General features: G+C 52.8%; 18 protein-coding genes. 10 read left to right on the plus strand and 8 right to left on the minus strand.

All coding sequences use genetic code 11. The features are described 5' to 3' along the window. Positions 1-278: 278 nt before the first annotated feature. Entirely contained in the window at positions 279-1256 is a 978-nt protein-coding gene (gene epmA / locus ED901_RS14405; protein ID WP_056782496.1) for an elongation factor P--(R)-beta-lysine ligase, read from the minus strand. A gap of 282 nt (positions 1257-1538) precedes the next feature. Between epmA and frdA the strand changes: the two genes are divergently transcribed. The 5 genes from frdA (at position 1539) to blc (ending at position 5501) form a co-directional block, all read left to right on the plus strand. Continuing rightward, positions 1539-3338, plus strand: coding sequence for a fumarate reductase (quinol) flavoprotein subunit (gene frdA, locus ED901_RS14410; RefSeq protein ID WP_122096298.1), 1800 nt, complete (start codon positions 1539-1541; stop codon positions 3336-3338). Further along, complete coding sequence (locus ED901_RS14415; RefSeq protein WP_122096299.1) at positions 3331-4065, plus strand: succinate dehydrogenase/fumarate reductase iron-sulfur subunit; 735 nt, start codon at positions 3331-3333, stop codon at positions 4063-4065. Before frdA ends, ED901_RS14415 begins: the two co-directional genes overlap by 8 nt. A gap of 11 nt (positions 4066-4076) precedes the next feature. After that, on the plus strand, positions 4077-4487 hold the full coding sequence (gene frdC / locus ED901_RS14420) for a fumarate reductase subunit FrdC (protein WP_122096300.1): 411 nt from the start codon (positions 4077-4079) through the stop codon (positions 4485-4487). 9 nt (positions 4488-4496) lie between these two features. Further along, complete coding sequence (frdD, locus tag ED901_RS14425) at positions 4497-4856, plus strand: fumarate reductase subunit FrdD (RefSeq protein ID WP_056782500.1); 360 nt, start codon at positions 4497-4499, stop codon at positions 4854-4856. A 120-nt stretch (positions 4857-4976) separates the two neighbouring features. Further along, positions 4977-5501 (plus strand): outer membrane lipoprotein Blc, encoded by a 525-nt coding sequence (blc, locus tag ED901_RS14430; protein ID WP_122096301.1) that lies wholly within the window; start codon positions 4977-4979, stop codon positions 5499-5501. A gap of 77 nt (positions 5502-5578) precedes the next feature. On the opposite strand, the gene ED901_RS14435 is transcribed toward blc, so the two are convergent. The 3 genes from ED901_RS14435 to efp form a co-directional block, all read right to left on the minus strand. Then, entirely contained in the window at positions 5579-5713 is a 135-nt protein-coding gene (locus ED901_RS14435; protein ID WP_014333643.1) for an entericidin A/B family lipoprotein, read from the minus strand. 134 nt (positions 5714-5847) lie between these two features. Then, positions 5848-5976: an entericidin A/B family lipoprotein gene (locus ED901_RS14440; protein ID WP_056782525.1), complete on the minus strand. Its 129-nt coding sequence runs from the start codon at positions 5974-5976 to the stop codon at positions 5848-5850. 94 nt (positions 5977-6070) lie between these two features. Continuing rightward, positions 6071-6637, minus strand: coding sequence for an elongation factor P (efp, locus tag ED901_RS14445; RefSeq protein ID WP_056782502.1), 567 nt, complete (start codon positions 6635-6637; stop codon positions 6071-6073). Positions 6638-6674: 37 nt separating this feature from the next. Here efp and epmB point away from each other — a divergent pair, with 37 nt between their 5' ends. After that, positions 6675-7703, plus strand: a complete 1029-nt coding sequence (gene epmB / locus ED901_RS14450; protein WP_122096302.1) for an EF-P beta-lysylation protein EpmB — start codon at positions 6675-6677, stop codon at positions 7701-7703. Between the two features lie 80 nt (positions 7704-7783). On the opposite strand, the gene ED901_RS14455 is transcribed toward epmB, so the two are convergent. The 4 genes from ED901_RS14455 to ED901_RS14470 form a co-directional block, all read right to left on the minus strand. Then, positions 7784-8128, minus strand: coding sequence for a DUF4156 domain-containing protein (locus ED901_RS14455; protein WP_122096303.1), 345 nt, complete (start codon positions 8126-8128; stop codon positions 7784-7786). A gap of 299 nt (positions 8129-8427) precedes the next feature. After that, positions 8428-10074 (minus strand): chaperonin GroEL, encoded by a 1647-nt coding sequence (gene groL, locus ED901_RS14460; RefSeq protein WP_056782504.1) that lies wholly within the window; start codon positions 10072-10074, stop codon positions 8428-8430. 49 nt (positions 10075-10123) lie between these two features. After that, positions 10124-10417 carry a co-chaperone GroES gene (locus ED901_RS14465; protein WP_009636718.1) on the minus strand — a complete coding sequence of 98 codons (294 nt, stop codon included), beginning with the start codon at positions 10415-10417 and terminating at the stop codon, positions 10124-10126. Between the two features lie 233 nt (positions 10418-10650). Further along, on the minus strand, positions 10651-11142 hold the full coding sequence (locus ED901_RS14470) for an FxsA family protein (protein ID WP_056782505.1): 492 nt from the start codon (positions 11140-11142) through the stop codon (positions 10651-10653). A gap of 374 nt (positions 11143-11516) precedes the next feature. On the opposite strand from ED901_RS14470, the gene aspA reads away from it, so the two are divergent. From aspA to ED901_RS14490, 4 genes are all read left to right on the plus strand, one after another. Further along, the gene (aspA, locus tag ED901_RS14475; protein ID WP_056782506.1) at positions 11517-12953 is read left to right on the plus strand and encodes an aspartate ammonia-lyase; all 1437 of its coding nucleotides are present in this window, start codon (positions 11517-11519) and stop codon (positions 12951-12953) included. Between the two features lie 135 nt (positions 12954-13088). Further along, positions 13089-14390: an anaerobic C4-dicarboxylate transporter gene (locus ED901_RS14480; RefSeq protein ID WP_122096304.1), complete on the plus strand. Its 1302-nt coding sequence runs from the start codon at positions 13089-13091 to the stop codon at positions 14388-14390. A 198-nt stretch (positions 14391-14588) separates the two neighbouring features. Beyond that, positions 14589-16319, plus strand: a complete 1731-nt coding sequence (locus ED901_RS14485; protein ID WP_122096305.1) for a protein-disulfide reductase DsbD — start codon at positions 14589-14591, stop codon at positions 16317-16319. A gap of 43 nt (positions 16320-16362) precedes the next feature. Further along, positions 16363-16938, plus strand: coding sequence for a transcriptional regulator (locus tag ED901_RS14490; protein ID WP_056782509.1), 576 nt, complete (start codon positions 16363-16365; stop codon positions 16936-16938). The last annotated feature ends 193 nt before the right edge of the window (positions 16939-17131 follow it).

Consider the following 17131-nt stretch of genomic DNA (forward strand, 5'->3'; position numbering starts at 1 on the left):
GGATTCAGACATAACGGGTTTCCGGGATAATGAGTGATAACTCTGTTATGCATAAAGCAGGCCAGTGACGAAAAAATTTGCCTTAACGTCCTGAAACGCCCGGTTTCTGCGGCCAGCCGAAAAACAGGCGCACTGAAACTTTAAAATCAGTGTTGCGCCATTTGGGTACTTTTGTTTCATGAAATGCGCTGTTAACGGGTTTATGCACAAAAAAAGGGCAAGGGGAAAAGGAAGGGAAGATAAAAGTCCTGACCGGGCGGTCAGGACTCAAACACTGATCAGGCGCGCGTCACCGGGAACGCCAGCACATCGCTCAGGCTGGTAGCGCCGAGCGCAATCATAATCAGGCGGTCAACGCCCAGCGCCACACCGGAACACTCCGGCATACCGTGTTCTAACGCATCCAGCAGGTTGTTATCGATAGGATGCTGCGGCAGGCCGCGTGCCGCTCGCTTGCGGTTGTCCTGTTCGAAACGCTGACGCTGTTCACGACCATCTGTCAGTTCGCGGAAACCGTTCGCCAGTTCAATGCCTTTGTAATACACCTCGAAACGCTCGGCCACGCGATGATCTTCCGTGCTGATTTCCGCCAGAGAGGCCTGCGTCGCCGGGAAGTGATACACGAACGCGGGCTTGTCGCGACCTATGTGAGGTTCCACGCCCATGGTGAACAACAGTTGTAATAATGTGTCGCGGTCTTCTTCGGTGTCAGCAATATTCGACAAATCCAGCTTCGCTGCCGCTTCACGCAATTCTGCTTTGTCGGCAGACAACGGATCAACATTCAGATGGCGGGTGAACGCCTGCTGGTAGGAGAGCGTTTCTGCACTGTTGCAGTCGAGTACCTGTTGCAGTAAATCATCCACTTCATTCATCAGCCGGTACATGTCATAACGCGGACGGTACCACTCCAGCATCGTGAACTCAGGATTGTGATGAATGCCGGCTTCTTCGTTGCGAAAACTGCGCCCCATCTGATAAATGGGACCGCTGCCCGCCGCCAGTAAGCGCTTCATGTGGTATTCCGGGCTGGTCATCAGATACAGCGTTTTGCCCTCTGCGGCTCCGGGCCCGACGAAACGCGTCTCGAAAGGCACCAGATGAATATCGGTCACCGTGGCCTGGCTCATGGCTGGCGTTTCGACTTCCAGCACGCCGCGATCGGCAAAGAAACGGCGGATCTCAGTGAGGATAGTCGCACGCTTCAACAGATTGGCGATGGAGGCGCTGGGTTGCCAGCTGGCTGTTTCGCTCATGGTGATTTACTCCGAATGCAGAAAAGTCATGCAGTCTACCTGCATCCCTGTGGGCAAACAAATATCTCATTTTGCGAAGCACAACGCAGAGAAAGCCTAAATCCGCGTTCACATCAAATTACCCCTTCTACCCCTTAGGTATACTAATTCCCTTACAAACAATAAGAATATTACCCTCTGGGACAGCGCCTGTATGTCATCAGGGTTCACTAAGCCTTCGATTCCGAAGGCGTTTCGCGGGTGTTTCAAACCCGATCTTTTTGATGATAGTGGAGGAATGCAGTGCAAACCTTTAACGCCGATATTGCAATTATAGGTGCAGGTGGGGCGGGTTTACGCGCAGCAATAGCCGCAGCGGAAGCCAATCCTGACCTGAACATCGCATTGATTTCGAAAGTGTACCCAATGCGCAGCCATACTGTCGCCGCCGAAGGCGGTTCTGCCGCGGTGACGCAGGATCATGACAGTTTTGATTTGCACTTCCAGGATACCGTTTCCGGCGGCGACTGGCTGTGTGAACAAGATGTGGTGGATCATTTCGTTCATCAGTGTCCGACAGAAATGGCTCAGCTGGAAATCTGGGGCTGCCCGTGGAGCCGCAAAGAAGATGGCTCGGTCAACGTCCGTCGTTTTGGCGGCATGAAGATCGAACGCACCTGGTTTGCCGCCGATAAAACCGGCTTCCACATGCTTCACACCCTGTTCCAGACCTCCCTGAAATATCCACAAATCAAACGTTTCGACGAGCATTTCGTCCTTGATATTCTGGTCGATGACGGTCAGGTGCGCGGCGTGGTCGCCATCAACATGATGGAAGGTACCCGCGTGCAGATCCGCGCTAACGCGGTTGTCATGGCGACCGGTGGCGCAGGACGTGTTTACCGTTACAACACCAACGGCGGTATCGTGACCGGCGATGGTATGGGCATGGCATTCCGTCACGGCGTGCCGCTGCGTGATATGGAATTCGTGCAATATCACCCTACCGGTCTGCCGGGCTCCGGCATTCTGATGACTGAAGGCTGTCGTGGTGAAGGCGGTATTCTGGTGAACAAAGACGGCTACCGTTATTTGCAGGATTACGGCATGGGGCCGGAAACACCGCTGGGCGAGCCGAAAAATAAATACATGGAACTCGGCCCTCGCGACAAAGTGTCGCAGGCGTTCTGGCACGAATGGCGCGCCGGACGCACCATCGAAACCCCGCGCGGTGACGTGGTTTATCTGGATTTGCGCCATCTTGGCGAGAAAAAATTACGCGAACGTCTGCCGTTTATCTGCGAGCTGGCAAAAGCCTACGTCGGCGTTGACCCGATCACGGATCCGATCCCGGTACGCCCTACCGCCCACTACACCATGGGCGGCATCGAAACTGACGCACAGTGCGAAACCCGAATTAAAGGGCTGTTTGCCGTCGGCGAATGTTCTTCCGTCGGCTTGCATGGCGCTAACCGTTTAGGTTCCAACTCTCTGGCAGAACTGGTGGTCTTCGGACGCATGGCCGGTGAACAGGCCGCGCTGCGCGCTGCGCAGGCCACAGACTTTGGCAATACCGCCGCGCTGGATGCTCAGGTGCGTGATATTGAAAATCGCCTGTCAGCGCTGATGCAGCAGGAAGGGGATGAAAACTGGGCGACTCTCCGTGATGAAATGGGTCTGGCGATGGAAGAAGGGTGCGGGATTTACCGTACAACTGAGCTTATGCAGAAAACCATCGACAAGCTGGCAGAACTGAAAGAGCGCTTTAAACGGGTCAAAATCCACGACACTTCCAGCGTCTTCAACACCGATCTGCTGTACACCATTGAGCTTGGCCACGGCCTGGAAGTGGCCGAATGTATGGCGCACTCCGCCATCAACCGTCGTGAATCTCGCGGGGCGCATCAGCGTCTGGATGAAGGCTGCACCGAGCGCGATGACGTCAATTTCCTTAAGCACACCCTGGCATTTTATCAGCCTGATTCCTCGCCGCGTCTGGAATACGGGGACGTGAAAATCACCACGCTGCCGCCAGCCAAACGCGTTTACGGCAGTGCAGGCGACACTCAGGATAAAAAAGATAAGGAGCAATCCCGTGGCTAAAATGCACAGCCTGAAGGTTGAAATCATGCGCTATAACCCGGAGACGGACAGCGCGCCGCATCCGGTGGTGTATGACGTCCCTTTCGATGAGACAACCTCCGTTCTCGATGCCCTCGGTTATATCAAAGATCATCTTGCGCCAGACCTTTCGTACCGCTGGTCATGCCGCATGGCAATTTGTGGCTCCTGCGGCATGATGATCAATCGCGTGCCCAAACTGGCCTGTAAAACCTTCCTACGTGAATACCCGCTAGGGATGCAGATTGAAGCGCTGGGCAACTTCCCGGTGGAACGCGATTTGGTGGTCGATATGACTCACTTTATCGAAAGCCTCGAAGCCATTAAGCCTTACATCATTGGTAATTCACGTACCGTCGATCAGGGGCCGGGTAATCAGACACCGGCGCAGATGGAGAAATATCATCAATTCTCCGGCTGTATCAACTGCGGTTTGTGTTATGCCGCCTGCCCGCAGTTCGGGTTAAATCCGGAGTTCATCGGCCCGGCCGCCATCACGCTGGCACACCGTTACAACCTCGATAACCGCGACCAGGGTAAAGCGCAGCGAATGCCGCAGCTTAACAGTCCGAACGGTGTCTGGAGCTGTACGTTTGTCGGGTATTGCTCCGAAGTCTGTCCAAAGCACGTAGACCCTGCCGCCGCCATTCAGCAAGGCAAAGTCGAAAGCGCTAAAGACTTCATGATCGCGAGGCTCAGACCGCAATGAGGGAGGAAAATATGACGACTCAAAGTACGGGCAGCAAGCGCAAACCCTACGTGCGTGAGATGAAAGCCAGCTGGTGGAAAAGCCTGCCTTTCTACCGTTTTTATATGCTGCGCGAAGGCACGTCGGTTCCGGCCGTCTGGTTCAGCCTTTTGCTGCTGGCTGGCGTTTTCTCGCTACGTAACGGGCCTGAAAGCTGGGCGGGTTTTGTGCATTTTCTGCAAAACCCGGTGGTTATGTTGATCAACCTGATCGCCCTGCTGGCGGCGCTGCTGCACACCAAAACCTGGTTCGAGCTGGCGCCTAAAGCCTCCATCGTGATTATCAAAGACAGGAAGATGGGGCCGGAGCCGGTGATTGCCGGTTTTTGGGGCGTGACCGTGGTTGTGACGCTGGTGATCCTTGCCATCGCGCTGTTTCTTTGAGGAGGCGAAATGAAAAATACTCTGCCTAAACGTTCAGATGAACCGGTATTCTGGGGGCTGTTTGGCGCCGGGGGTATGTGGAGCGCAATCTTCGCGCCGGTGATGATTTTGCTGGTGTGTTTCCTGCTGCCGCTGGGTTTCTTTCCCGGTGAAGCACTGAGCTACCCGCGCGTACTGGCTTTCGCACAAAGCTGGATCGGCCGTCTGTTCCTGCTGCTGATGATCGTGCTGCCTTTGTGGTGCGGTCTGCACAGGATCCATCACGCCATGCATGACCTGAAGATCCACGTTCCCGCCGGGAAATGGGTGTTCTACGGTCTTGCGTCTATCTTAACCATTGTCACCCTTATCGTATTGATCCGTCTCTGATCCCTGACGATCTGTCCTCACAGCGGCCTGCTCTCTGGCCGCTGATTTTTCCTCTCTGTTCTTTTCCTTTTTTCTCAAATGTTACCTACACTTAGATGCTTACCTAAGGAAGGAATATTTATGCGTATCTGGTCAAAACTGGGTGTCATCGTCACGGCACTGCTCTCTGTCGCCTGCAGCGTTACCCCACCGAAAGATGTCAACGTCGTCAATAATTTCGAACTCAACCGTTATCTCGGCACCTGGTATGAAGTTGCCAGACTGGATCACAGTTTTGAGAGCGGGCTTGAACGCGTTACCGCGAACTACAGCCTGCGCGATGATGGCGGCGTTAAAGTCATTAACCGTGGATTTAATCCAAAGAAAAACAAATGGCAGGAAAGTGAAGGGAAAGGATACTTCACCGGATCGACAGCGCGTGCCGCGCTCAAGGTTTCTTTCTTCGGTCCGTTTTATGGCGGTTATAACGTCATCGAGCTGGATAAAGACTACCGCTACGCGCTGGTCTGCGGCCCGGACAAGAGCTATCTGTGGATCCTTTCACGCACCCCAACGCTGGATGACAGCGTGAAACAGCAATTGGTGAAAACCGCGCAACAATACGGCTTCGACACCAGCAAGCTGGTGTGGGTCAAACAACCGTAAGTTTTTCGCCCTTCAGAAACAACACTGCCTGCATCAATGTGCAGGCAGACTTCAGTTTACTTCAGGTCGTTCAGCCGCTATTGCGCGCTTTTCTGAATCGCTTGCCCGCCGGCAGACACATCTTCACCCACACCACGCGTGGTATTGCAGGCGGTTAACGCAGAAGACAGAACAAGAACAGATAAGATAGCGAGGATACTTTTCTTCAGCATATAAATTTCCTTCCTATAGGAGAATGTAAAGTACAACCCTTTAAGTGTAGTTAACTTTTAGGAAATGCAGGAAATCAGGAAGGCTTTTAAGAAAATTGGAAAAAAGAAATGGAAGGTTAACAAGGCTGAAGGGATCAGCCTGCGCGTGAAATTGCCCCACCCAGATGCTGGATGTCTTCACCAAAACCATGAACCGTGTTGCAGCCGGATAACGAAGCCAGCGCCATCACTGAAACCACGATAAGCATCATCTTTTTCAACATGATCAATAACATCCGATTCAATTCGTTGAGGCAGGAAAGCTGCAACAGGCGTTCACCTGTGGCAGCTCTCATCCGGCAAAATAAGCAGGGAAACTTATTTAACGCGGGAAACGTATTCGCCAGAACGGGTGTCACAACGAACAATTTCACCGATCTGTACGAACAATGGCACTTTAACCACGGCACCGGTGCTCAGGGTCGCAGGCTTGCCGCCGGTACCCGCTGTATCACCTTTCAGGCCTGGATCAGTATCCACCACTTCTGCTTCGATGAAGTTTGGTGGCTGTACCGCGATAGGACGACCATCCCACAGAGTGACGATACATTCCGCATTGTCTTGCAGCCATTTAGACGCGTCAGACACGGTTTTTGCTTCAACGCCGTGTTGTTCGAAAGTCTCTGGGTGCATGAAATGGTAGAACTCACCGTCGTTGTAGAGGTAAGTCATGTTGGTATCTACCACGTCCGCGCCTTCGCAGGAGTCAGTAGATTTGAAGGTTTTTTCTACACGTGAACCGGTCAGCAGACGACGCATTTTCACGCGTGCGAAAGCCTGACCTTTGCCCGGTTTTACGAACACACTGTCTTCGATAGCGTAAGGCTCGCTTTCGAACATGATTTTAAGACCCGGACGGAAATCGTTGCTAGAATAAGTCGCCATGATGGCCCTCTAATTTTAAACTGGTATTAGCCAAAAAATGGCAAACATTGTAACCCTAAATACGCCATTTAGAGAAGATTGGTTGTATCAACTCGGCGATGTTATTACAGACCCGGATGAACTGCTTACTCTTCTGGCACTTAACGATAATGCAGAGCTGCAAAAAGGGCGTGAAGCCCGTCGTTTGTTCCCGCTACGAGTGCCCCGCGCCTTTTTGGCACGAATGAAACCGGGCGATCCGCAGGATCCTATATTGCTTCAGGTATTAACCGCCCGCGAAGAGTTTATCGCCGCGCCGGGGTTTACCACTGACCCGCTTGATGAACAACGCAGCGTTGTTCCGGGTCTGTTGCACAAATATAGCAATCGGGCCCTGCTACTGGTGAAAGGCGGCTGCGCGGTGAACTGCCGCTACTGTTTCCGCCGTCATTTTCCGTATCAGGACAACCAGGGGAATAAAGCCAACTGGGTTCAGGCGCTGGATTATATCCGTACATGCCCCGAACTCGATGAAATTATTTTCTCTGGCGGCGATCCGTTGATGGCAAAGGATCACGAACTCGACTGGTTGATCGGCGAACTGGAAGGGATCGCGCACATTAAACGTCTGCGTATTCACACTCGTTTACCGGTCGTGATCCCAGCCCGCATCACCGATGCTTTCTGTCAGCGTCTTGAACAATCGCGTTTGCAGGTGCTGATGGTGACGCACATCAATCACGCCAACGAGATTGATGATGCGTTGCGCGCCAGTATGGCTAAGCTGAAAAAGCACGGCGTGACCCTGCTCAATCAAAGCGTATTACTGCGTGATGTGAATGATTCTGCAGAGGTGCTGGCCGCGCTGAGCAATGCGCTGTTCGACGCCGGTATTTTGCCTTACTACATCCACGTGCTGGATAAAGTCCAGGGCGCAGCACATTTCATGGTGAGCGACGACGAAGCGCGCGTCATTATGAAAGGGCTGATGAGTCAGGTGTCGGGTTACATGGTGCCGAAACTGACGCGTGAAATTGGCGGCGAGCCAAGCAAAACGATTCTGGATTTACGTCTGAAGCAGTCTTAACGACGACCAGAGAATGCAAAAAGGGATGCCCGATGGCATCCCTTTATTATTTCTAGGCGATCATAACGCGCAAGGCGCGATTATGGGCACTTATAAACCTGGCCGACCATTTTGCTGTCAACGGGTGCAAAGCTGGACAGGAAGTTCTGAGACGGGCTGTTAGCACCATAAATGGTGTTGCCGCCCATGGCTGCTGCTTTGTTACGCAGGTCGTTGGCTGCACCACGCATGGAGCTGCCGTCACCACCGGTACCTGAGAACCAGTTGCTTTGGGCACCGGTTACCTGGCCGATCAGCTGACATTCAGCGCCTGGCTTATCGTCGGTGAATTTCACCTGCTGGCCTGCAGCATCCAGTTGATGAGTGGTACTGCACCCGGCAAGCAGCGCGATAGCTGACAGGCCCAGTAACATTTTAATCCGCATCACTTTCCCCATTTGTTTTTGTAATCACATAAAGCCTATCAGAAAACACCTGGCTCTCTTAGGCATCCGTTGCCACGCATACCCAAGTTCGCGCTATCGGTAAAAATCCGAAAACCACGCAGAAACGAGTCTACACGTTAAAGGCCGGCGACAATGAGAGTTATCTTACTGAACCTGACAAAAAAGGGTCAAATAAAAAAACCCGGCCTTTTCAGACCGGGTTTCTTCAGCAGGTTAATCAGTAAACAAAAATGTCTGCTGATTTCGCCTGCCTGCGGATGAGCGCAGGGGGATGATGATTACATCATGCCGCCCATGCCGCCCATTCCACCCATACCGCCAGCGCCGCCCATATCGACTTTATCGTCTTTAGGCAGGTCGGTGATCATGCACTCGGTGGTGATCATCAGGCCAGCTACAGAAGACGCGTACTGCAGAGCAGAACGGGTCACTTTAGTTGGATCCAGGATACCCATTGCGATCATGTCGCCGTATTCTTCGGTATAAGCGTTGTAGCCGAAGCTGCCTTCGCCTGCTTTCACTTTGTTGGCGATGACAGAAGCTTCTTCGCCTGCGTTGACAACGATCTGACGCAGTGGAGATTCCATCGCGCGCAGAGCAACGCGGATACCCACGTTCTGGTCTTCGTTATCGCCTTTCAGGCCAGCCAGGGTGTGAGCAACGCGGATCAGCGCAACACCACCACCGGCAACCACGCCTTCTTCAACAGCAGCACGGGTTGCGTGCAGCGCATCTTCAACGCGGGCTTTCTTCTCTTTCATTTCAACTTCAGTCGCTGCGCCAACTTTCAGAACAGCTACGCCGCCTGCCAGTTTAGCCACACGCTCTTGCAGTTTTTCGCGATCGTAATCAGAGGTCGCTTCTTCGATCTGCTGACGGATCTGAGAAACACGGCCCTGAATGGTCGCTTCTTCGCCAACACCGTCGATGATGATGGTGGTGTCTTTGTTGATCACAACACGCTTAGCCTGACCCATGTCTTCCAGCGTCGCTTTTTCCAGCTCCAGACCGATCTCTTCAGAGATAACGGTACCGCCAGTCAGGGTTGCGATGTCCTGCAGCATAGCTTTACGACGGTCGCCGAAGCCTGGTGCTTTAACCGCAGCCACTTTCACGATGCCGCGCATGGTGTTCACTACCAGAGTCGCCAGGGCTTCGCCTTCAACGTCTTCAGCAATGATCAGCAGTGGTTTACCGGCTTTCGCAACGGCTTCCAGAACTGGCAGCATTTCGCGGATGTTAGAAATCTTTTTGTCAGCCAGCAGAATGAACGGGCTTTCCAGTTCGATTGAACCGGTTTCTGGTTTGTTGATGAAGTACGGAGACAGGTAACCGCGGTCGAACTGCATACCTTCAACAACGTCCAGCTCGTCTTGCAGACCGGTGCCTTCTTCAACAGTGATGACGCCTTCTTTGCCGACTTTTTCCATCGCTTCAGCGATCAGTTTACCGACGGTTTCATCGGAGTTAGCAGAGATGGTACCCACCTGGGCAATGGCTTTAGAGTCAGAGCAAGGTACAGACAGTTTTTTCAGTTCTTCAACAGCGTGAATCACAGCTTTGTCGATACCGCGCTTCAGGTCCATCGGGTTCATGCCCGCAGCCACAGCTTTCAGGCCTTCGGTGATGATGGCTTGTGCCAGAACAGTTGCGGTAGTGGTACCGTCACCTGCTGCATCGTTCGCTTTGGACGCCACTTCTTTCACCATCTGTGCACCCATGTTCTCGAACTTGTCTTCCAGTTCGATTTCACGTGCAACGGACACGCCGTCTTTAGTGATGGTTGGTGCGCCGAAAGATTTGTCCAAAACCACGTTGCGGCCTTTAGGGCCCAGGGTCACTTTTACTGCATCAGCAAGGATGTTTACGCCACGCAACATTTTTACGCGTGCGTCATTACCGAATTTAACTTCTTTAGCTGCCATTGTTAATTTCCCTTCAATTCGTTCAGTTCAGAAAAAAGTGGGTCGAGGATCAGGCTTCTACGATTGCCAGGATGTCGCTCTCAGACATAATCAACACTTCTTCATTGTCGATTTTCTCAGCTTTCACGCCGTAGCCGTCGTTGAAAATGACGATATCGCCAACTTTCACGTCCAGCGCTTTCACTTCACCGTTTTCCAGAATGCGACCATGGCCGACAGCCAGGATTTCACCGCGGGTAGATTTACCTGCAGCGGAGCCAGTCAACACGATGCCGCCAGCGGATTTAGATTCTACTTCTTTACGCTTGACGATAACGCGGTCATGCAATGGACGAATTTTCATTGATAACTCTCCTGTGAGCGGGTCTAACTCAATTTTAGGGTTGAATGCCCGGCAGAACACTGCCCGGCCTCGTGGTTTGTTTAATGGGGGCGATACATCGCCCTTCAAGGGGAAGAAGAGAAAAAAATTTCCCTTTTTCTTTCACATTCCTGCCATTAAGACCGGCAAAAAATGCCCTTCCCCCCTGTTTTTCCTAGTCAAAAACAATTTTTTAACAATTAAGGCCACAGAGATTAGCGATCGCGGTGCTCTGTGTCGTCATCTTTTTTTAAAGAAACCAGACGCTCCGGCGTTTCATCAGTGCGCTTGAATTCGCCGTCAAAGGTATTCCCCGTTGGCGCGCTGTTACCCCAGTTGCCGCCAGAGCGGACGATATTCAGATGAGGCATCAGTTTCAGCGTCAGGCGTTTCTGGATCGGAGGCAGTAAAAGCAGCAAACCGAGGAAATCCGTAAAGAACCCAGGCACCAGCAGCAGAAAACCTGCAATCACCAGTGACACGCTTTTCACCATTTCCGCCGCCGGACTTTCGCCCACGGCCAGTTTTTGCTGTAACTGCATAAACGTTTTCATACCCTGGTTTTTCACCAGAGAGACGCCCACGCAAGAGGTGAACACCACCAGCAGCAGCGTGGTAGCAACGCCGACGATTGCGGCCACCTTGATAAATAAGGTGATCTCAATGTAAGCCAGCAGAAATAATACGATTAACGGTAACCAGCGCACCGCGTTCTCCTTGTAATAAGGTTGCGGAAATTCTCAGAGAGAACATTCCGCAACCATGAATGAGGGCCCGCTCACGAACTTTGCCATCAAAGGCAGACAGGCTGACTACACTGAGATGGTGCTCCATCCCAATGATTTCAAGCGCCAGACCTGATTTAATTGAGCAACTAAATGATTTGTGAGAATTCTCACAGATACAAAAATACATGCACAACAATAGGGCAGGATAGTGATCTTAGTACGTGCAATTCGTTTGAAGCAGCATATGATCGCCTTCGTTGCCAAAACAACGGTTGATCGTTTTAAATTTACCACGGTAAGTAACATAATTTTAAACATCGCATAACGCGTTTAGTACCGAAGAGAAGGTTCTCATGTCAAACACCATTCGTATCGAGGAAGACCTGCTGGGCACGCGCGAAGTCCCTGCAGACGCTTATTACGGCATTCATACCCTGCGGGCGATTGAAAACTTCTATATCAGCAACACCAAGATCAGCGATGTACCTGAATTTGTCCGTGGCATGGTAATGGTGAAAAAAGCGGCCGCTCTGGCAAACAAAGAGCTGCGCACAATTCCACGTCACATTGCCGACATCATTATTCAGGCGTGTGACGAAGTGCTTGATAAAGGTAAATGCATGGACCAGTTCCCTATCGACGTCTATCAGGGCGGCGCGGGAACCTCGGTAAATATGAACACGAATGAAGTGCTGGCGAACATCGGTCTGGAACTGATGGGACACCAGAAAGGCGATTATCAGTTCCTCAATCCCAACGATCATCTCAACAAATGCCAGTCCACTAACGATGCTTATCCGACCGGTTTTCGTATCGCCGTGTATGCCTCATTGCTGAAACTGGTCGATGCCATTTCCCAACTCGGCGACGGCTTCGAGCGTAAAGCGAAAGAGTTCGAGAACGTCATCAAAATGGGCCGTACCCAGTTACAGGATGCGGTACCGATGACGCTCGGTCAGGAATTCCATGCATTCAACGTGCTGCTGAAAGAAGAAACCCGCAACCTGATCCGCACCGGCGAGTTACTGCTGGAAGTGAACCTTGGTGCGACGGCCATCGGCACACGCCTGAATACGCCGGAAGGTTATCAGCAACTTGCCGTGGAGAAACTGGCGGAAGTCAGCAATCTGCCGTGCGTTCCGGCCGAAGACCTGATCGAAGCGACATCTGACTGTGGCGCCTACGTCATGGTTCACAGCTCCCTGAAACGCCTGGCGGTGAAGCTTTCCAAAATCTGTAACGACCTGCGCCTGCTCTCTTCCGGCCCGCGCGCTGGCCTGAACGAAATCAACCTGCCAGAACTTCAGGCCGGTTCTTCAATCATGCCCGCCAAGGTCAACCCGGTGATCCCGGAAGTCGTGAATCAGGTGTGCTTTAAAGTCATCGGTAACGACGTCTGCGTCACTATGGCGGCAGAAGCCGGTCAGCTTCAGCTGAACGTGATGGAACCGGTGATCGGCCAGGCGATGTTTGAGTCAGTTCATATTCTGACTAACGCCTGTTACAATCTGTTGGAAAAATGCATCAACGGCATTACCGCAAATAAAGAAGTGTGTGAATTTTACGTATTCAACTCTATCGGCATCGTCACCTATCTCAACCCGTTCATCGGCCACCACAATGGCGATATTGTCGGGAAGATTTGTGCAGAAACCGGCAAGAGTGTCAGGGAAGTGGTGCTTGAGCGTGGCCTGCTGACAGAAGCAGAGCTGGACGATATTTTCTCTATAGAAAATCTTAAACACCCGGCTTATAAAGCGAAACGCTACACGGATGAAAATGAACAGTAACAGGCTCCATTACTGACCTTTTAAAGGCTCGTTGTTCTGCGGAACAGCGGGCCTTTTTACTTTGTATGACACAACAATTACATAACAAATAATTATCAATTCCTTAAGGAATACGGGAAAAATGGACGGACAACCATGTTAATCATCGAACTCATTATTGTACTGTTGGCGATCTTTCTCGGGGCGCGATTAGGCGGCATCGGGATTGGTTTCGCGGGAGGACTCGGCGTACTGGTACTCGCCCTGATCGGCGTTAAACCGGGCTCAATCCCCTTCGACGTCATTTCCATCATTATGGCTGTTATCGCCGCCATCTCGACCATGCAGGTCGCAGGCGGTATGGATTATCTGGTTCAGCAAACCGAGAAACTGCTGCGCCGCAACCCGAAACACATCACTCTGCTCGCCCCCATCGTCACCTACTTCCTGACCATCCTCGCAGGAACAGGCAACATTTCCCTCTCGGCGTTACCGGTAATTTCTGAAGTCGCCAAAGAGCAAGGCATCAAGCCTTCACGTCCTTTATCCACCGCGGTCGTGGCAGCGCAAATTGCGATCACGGCGTCGCCTATTTCAGCGGCGGTGGTATATATGTCATCGGTGATGGAAGACCATGGCGTCAGCTATCTGCACCTGCTGATGGTGATGATCCCTTCGACGCTGGCGGCCGTTATCGTGATGTCTCTGATGGTCACCTGGTGCTTTGACTCCAAGCTGTCTAACGATCCGGTCTATCTGAAGCGTTACGAAGAAGGGCTGGTGACGCTGCGTGGCGACAGCATTGTCGAAATCAAACCACGGGCAAAACTCTCTGTGATGTTGTTCCTGCTCGGTGTTTTATCCGTGGTCGGTTATGCGGTGATTAACAGTCCAAGCCTCGGGCTGGTCGCCACACCGCTAATGACCACCACCAGCGCGATTCTGATCATCATGCTCAGCGTGGCAACATTAATCACCCTGCTGTGCCGGGTTGATACCGATTCGATCCTGACTTCCGGCACGTTTAAAGCGGGCATGAGCGCCTGTATTTGTATCCTCGGCGTGGCGTGGCTGGGCGATACCTTCGTGCAGGCGAATCTTGGCTGGATCAAAGAAACAGCAGGCAGCATTATTCAGGCACACCCGTGGCTGCTGGCCGTGATTTTCTTCTTCAGTTCTGCGTTGCTCTATTCTCAGGCGGCGACCACCAAAGCCCTGCTGCCGATGGCACTGGCGCTGAGCGTGTCTCCGTTGACTGCCGTCGGATCATTTGCAGCCGTTTCTGGCCTGTTTATTTTGCCGACCTACCCGACGCTCGTCGCGGCCGTGCAGATGGATGACACCGGCACCACCCGCATCGGGCGCTTCGTGTTCAACCATCCGTTCTTTATTCCAGGCACTGTGGGCGTCTTCCTGTCGGTGCTGTTCGCATTTGGCCTCGGCAGCGTTATCCTCTGACCTTACGCGGGGGCTCCGGCCCCCGCCATCCGCTCCCCTTCTGATATTTGTAAAATACCCGCAAGACTTTCTGCTCAACGATGGCGCGGGGTATACTCATTACTCCTAATCGCGCCACGGCATGAAGCCGTCCGCATCTTCTGTCGAATCACCCAGCGGCTGAGTGTCTGCGCCGCGACAAAGAGACTTGAATTCCGCATGGATCACCGCATTTTTCGTATTTTTTTCCTGCTCTGCAGCCTGTGCATCGCGCCGTTGCAGGCTCAGGCATCATTATTCAGTCAGCCCGCAGCACCGCAGTTTGTGCCCGTGGATCAGGCGTTCAGCTTTGACTTCCAGCAGCAGGGTCACGACCTCAAGCTGAACTGGCAAATCCGTGACGGGTATTATTTATACCGCAGCAAAATTGAGCTGGAACCGAAGAACGCCGATCTCGCTGCGTTCTTCCTGCCGAAGGGGCGTGAGCATCACGATGAGTTTTTCGGTGACAGCGAAGTCTATGAAAAGGCTCTGCACATCACCGTCCCTTTGCGAAAGGCCAGCGCCGACGCCACGGTACGCGTGACCTATCAGGGCTGTGCCGCTGCAGGATTCTGTTATCCGCCGGAAACCCGCGAAGTGCCGGTCAGCGAGGTGACGGATGCGTCACCCGCCAGCCCGCCGGTGATCGACGCAGCGCCTGTCGTCGCCACGCCCGCGCCGCACAGCACACCACTGCCGTTCTCGCCGCTGTGGGCGTTGTTGATTGGCATCGGCATTGCTTTTACACCTTGCGTATTACCGATGTATCCGCTGATCTCCGGCATTATTCTTGGCCGACAGCGTCCTCACAGCATGAAGCGAATTTTCATGCTGTCGCTGATTTACGTTCAGGGCATGGCGCTGACCTACACGTTGCTCGGCATGGCAGTGGCCGCTGCCGGTCTGCAATTCCAGGCCGCATTACAAAGTCCGTGGGTGCTGATTGTGCTGTCGGTGATGTTCATCGCGCTGGCACTGTCGATGTTTGGCACCTTCAGCCTGCAACTTCCTTCTTCATTACAGACCCGGCTGGCGTTGTGGAGTAATGAACAAAAAGGCGGCTCGCTGCCCGGCGTCTTTATTATGGGTGCGCTGGCCGGGCTGATTTGTTCACCCTGCACCACCGCGCCGCTGAGCGCCATTTTGTTGTATATCGCCCAGAGCGGTAATCTTCTGGCCGGTGCAGGCACGTTGTATCTGTATGCGCTGGGAATGGGCATCCCGCTGATTATCGTGACCCTGTTTGGCAACAAACTGCTGCCACGCAGCGGCCCCTGGATGAATAACGTCAAAGAAGGCTTTGGTTTTGTGATTCTGGCGCTGCCAGTCTTCCTGCTTGAGCGTGTGATCGGTGATGTGTGGGGGCTGCGTTTATGGAGCCTGCTCGGCATCGCGTTCTTTGGCTGGGCCTTTGTGCTTTGCCTGAAAAGCCAGCGCGGCGTGTTCCGGGTCCTGCAACTGGTCTTCCTCGCGGCCGCGCTGGTGGTCAGCCGTCCGTTACAGGACTGGGCTTTTGCCCCCGTCGCAAGCAGTACCGCGCCACAACACGCACTGAGTTTTCAGAAGATCCACAACGTTGATGAACTCAATGCGGCTCTTCAGGGTGCTCAGGGCAAACGGGTGATGCTGGATTTGTATGCGGACTGGTGCGTCGCCTGCAAAGAGTTTGAAAAATATACGTTCTCTGCGCCAGACGTGCAGCATGAACTGGCGAATACCTTACTGCTTCAGGCAGATGTCACCAAAAATTCGCCGGAACAAAAGGCGTTACTTAAACGCCTGGAAGTGCTGGGATTGCCTACGATTTTATTCTTCGGCCCTGATGGCAGAGAACTGCCGCAATCCAGGGTTACCGGATTTATGAATGCAGCGGAATTCACCGCGCATTTGCAGAAAGCCCGTCATTAAACGACACTGGTTTTTGAATGACGCGAATTGCGAGGAGGCAAACGTGCTACGCGAACAAGTTCTTGATCAAACCTTAAATATCCTGGAACAACGTGGCCTTGCAACCATGTCACTGGAGTACGTCGCTGAAAGGGTCGATGTTCCGCTCAATGAGTTACGCCGTTTCTGGCCAGATGCGGAAGCGTTGCTCTATGACAGCCTGCGCTATCACGGTGAACAAATTGACGTCTGGCGCCGCCAGCTGATGCTGGACGAGTCTCTCAGCGCATCGCAGAAGTTACTGGCCCGTTATAAAGTGCTGGATGAGCAAGTTCGCCAACAGCGCTATCCGGGATGCCTGTTTATTGCTGCCTGCACGCTATTTCCTGACAGTGATATGCCAATTCATCAGTTAGCACAGCAACAGAAACTGGCCTCGTATGAGTACACGCTGTCGCTGCTGCAAGAGATGGGCTCCGATGATGCCGAGATGGTGGCCCAGCAGATGGAGCTGATCCTGGAGGGTTGCCTGAGCAAACTGCTGGTCAAACGTCAGCTGAACGACGTGGAAGTCGCCCGCAGGCTGGCAGAAGACGTTTTGAATATTGCACGCTGTCGCGAACATGGCGCACTTTCCTGATTTTCTGATCGGCAAAACAGTGAATTTGATAGTTTTTGAATGAAAAGCCAGCAAACAAACGCGTTTTATGTGTTTTAGATGACAAAGCCGTTGACGGCACATGCCCAATACGGTTTAATGCGCCCCGTTGCCCGGATAGCTCAGTCGGTAGAGCAAGGGATTGAAAATCCCTGTGTCCTTGGTTCGATTCCGA

Source organism: Rahnella sp. Larv3_ips (genome assembly GCF_003697865.1).
In the GTDB taxonomy this organism is placed as follows: Bacteria; Pseudomonadota; Gammaproteobacteria; order Enterobacterales; family Enterobacteriaceae; genus Rahnella; species Rahnella rivi.

What these genes read in the sequence shown, in the direction of transcription:
- epmA (WP_056782496.1), bottom strand. Translation starts at nt 1,256, where the DNA reads ATGAGCGAAACAGCCAGCTGGCAACCCAGCGCCTCCATCGCCAATCTG.
- frdC (WP_122096300.1), top strand. Translation starts at nt 4,077, where the DNA reads ATGACGACTCAAAGTACGGGCAGCAAGCGCAAACCCTACGTGCGTGAG.
- frdD (WP_056782500.1), top strand. Translation starts at nt 4,497, where the DNA reads ATGAAAAATACTCTGCCTAAACGTTCAGATGAACCGGTATTCTGGGGG.
- blc (WP_122096301.1), top strand. Translation starts at nt 4,977, where the DNA reads ATGCGTATCTGGTCAAAACTGGGTGTCATCGTCACGGCACTGCTCTCT.
- ED901_RS14435 (WP_014333643.1), bottom strand. Translation starts at nt 5,713, where the DNA reads ATGCTGAAGAAAAGTATCCTCGCTATCTTATCTGTTCTTGTTCTGTCT.
- ED901_RS14440 (WP_056782525.1), bottom strand. Translation starts at nt 5,976, where the DNA reads ATGTTGAAAAAGATGATGCTTATCGTGGTTTCAGTGATGGCGCTGGCT.
- efp (WP_056782502.1), bottom strand. Translation starts at nt 6,637, where the DNA reads ATGGCGACTTATTCTAGCAACGATTTCCGTCCGGGTCTTAAAATCATG.
- epmB (WP_122096302.1), top strand. Translation starts at nt 6,675, where the DNA reads ATGGCAAACATTGTAACCCTAAATACGCCATTTAGAGAAGATTGGTTG.
- ED901_RS14455 (WP_122096303.1), bottom strand. Translation starts at nt 8,128, where the DNA reads ATGCGGATTAAAATGTTACTGGGCCTGTCAGCTATCGCGCTGCTTGCC.
- groL (WP_056782504.1), bottom strand. Translation starts at nt 10,074, where the DNA reads ATGGCAGCTAAAGAAGTTAAATTCGGTAATGACGCACGCGTAAAAATG.
- ED901_RS14465 (WP_009636718.1), bottom strand. Translation starts at nt 10,417, where the DNA reads ATGAAAATTCGTCCATTGCATGACCGCGTTATCGTCAAGCGTAAAGAA.
- aspA (WP_056782506.1), top strand. Translation starts at nt 11,517, where the DNA reads ATGTCAAACACCATTCGTATCGAGGAAGACCTGCTGGGCACGCGCGAA.
- ED901_RS14480 (WP_122096304.1), top strand. Translation starts at nt 13,089, where the DNA reads ATGTTAATCATCGAACTCATTATTGTACTGTTGGCGATCTTTCTCGGG.
- ED901_RS14485 (WP_122096305.1), top strand. Translation starts at nt 14,589, where the DNA reads ATGGATCACCGCATTTTTCGTATTTTTTTCCTGCTCTGCAGCCTGTGC.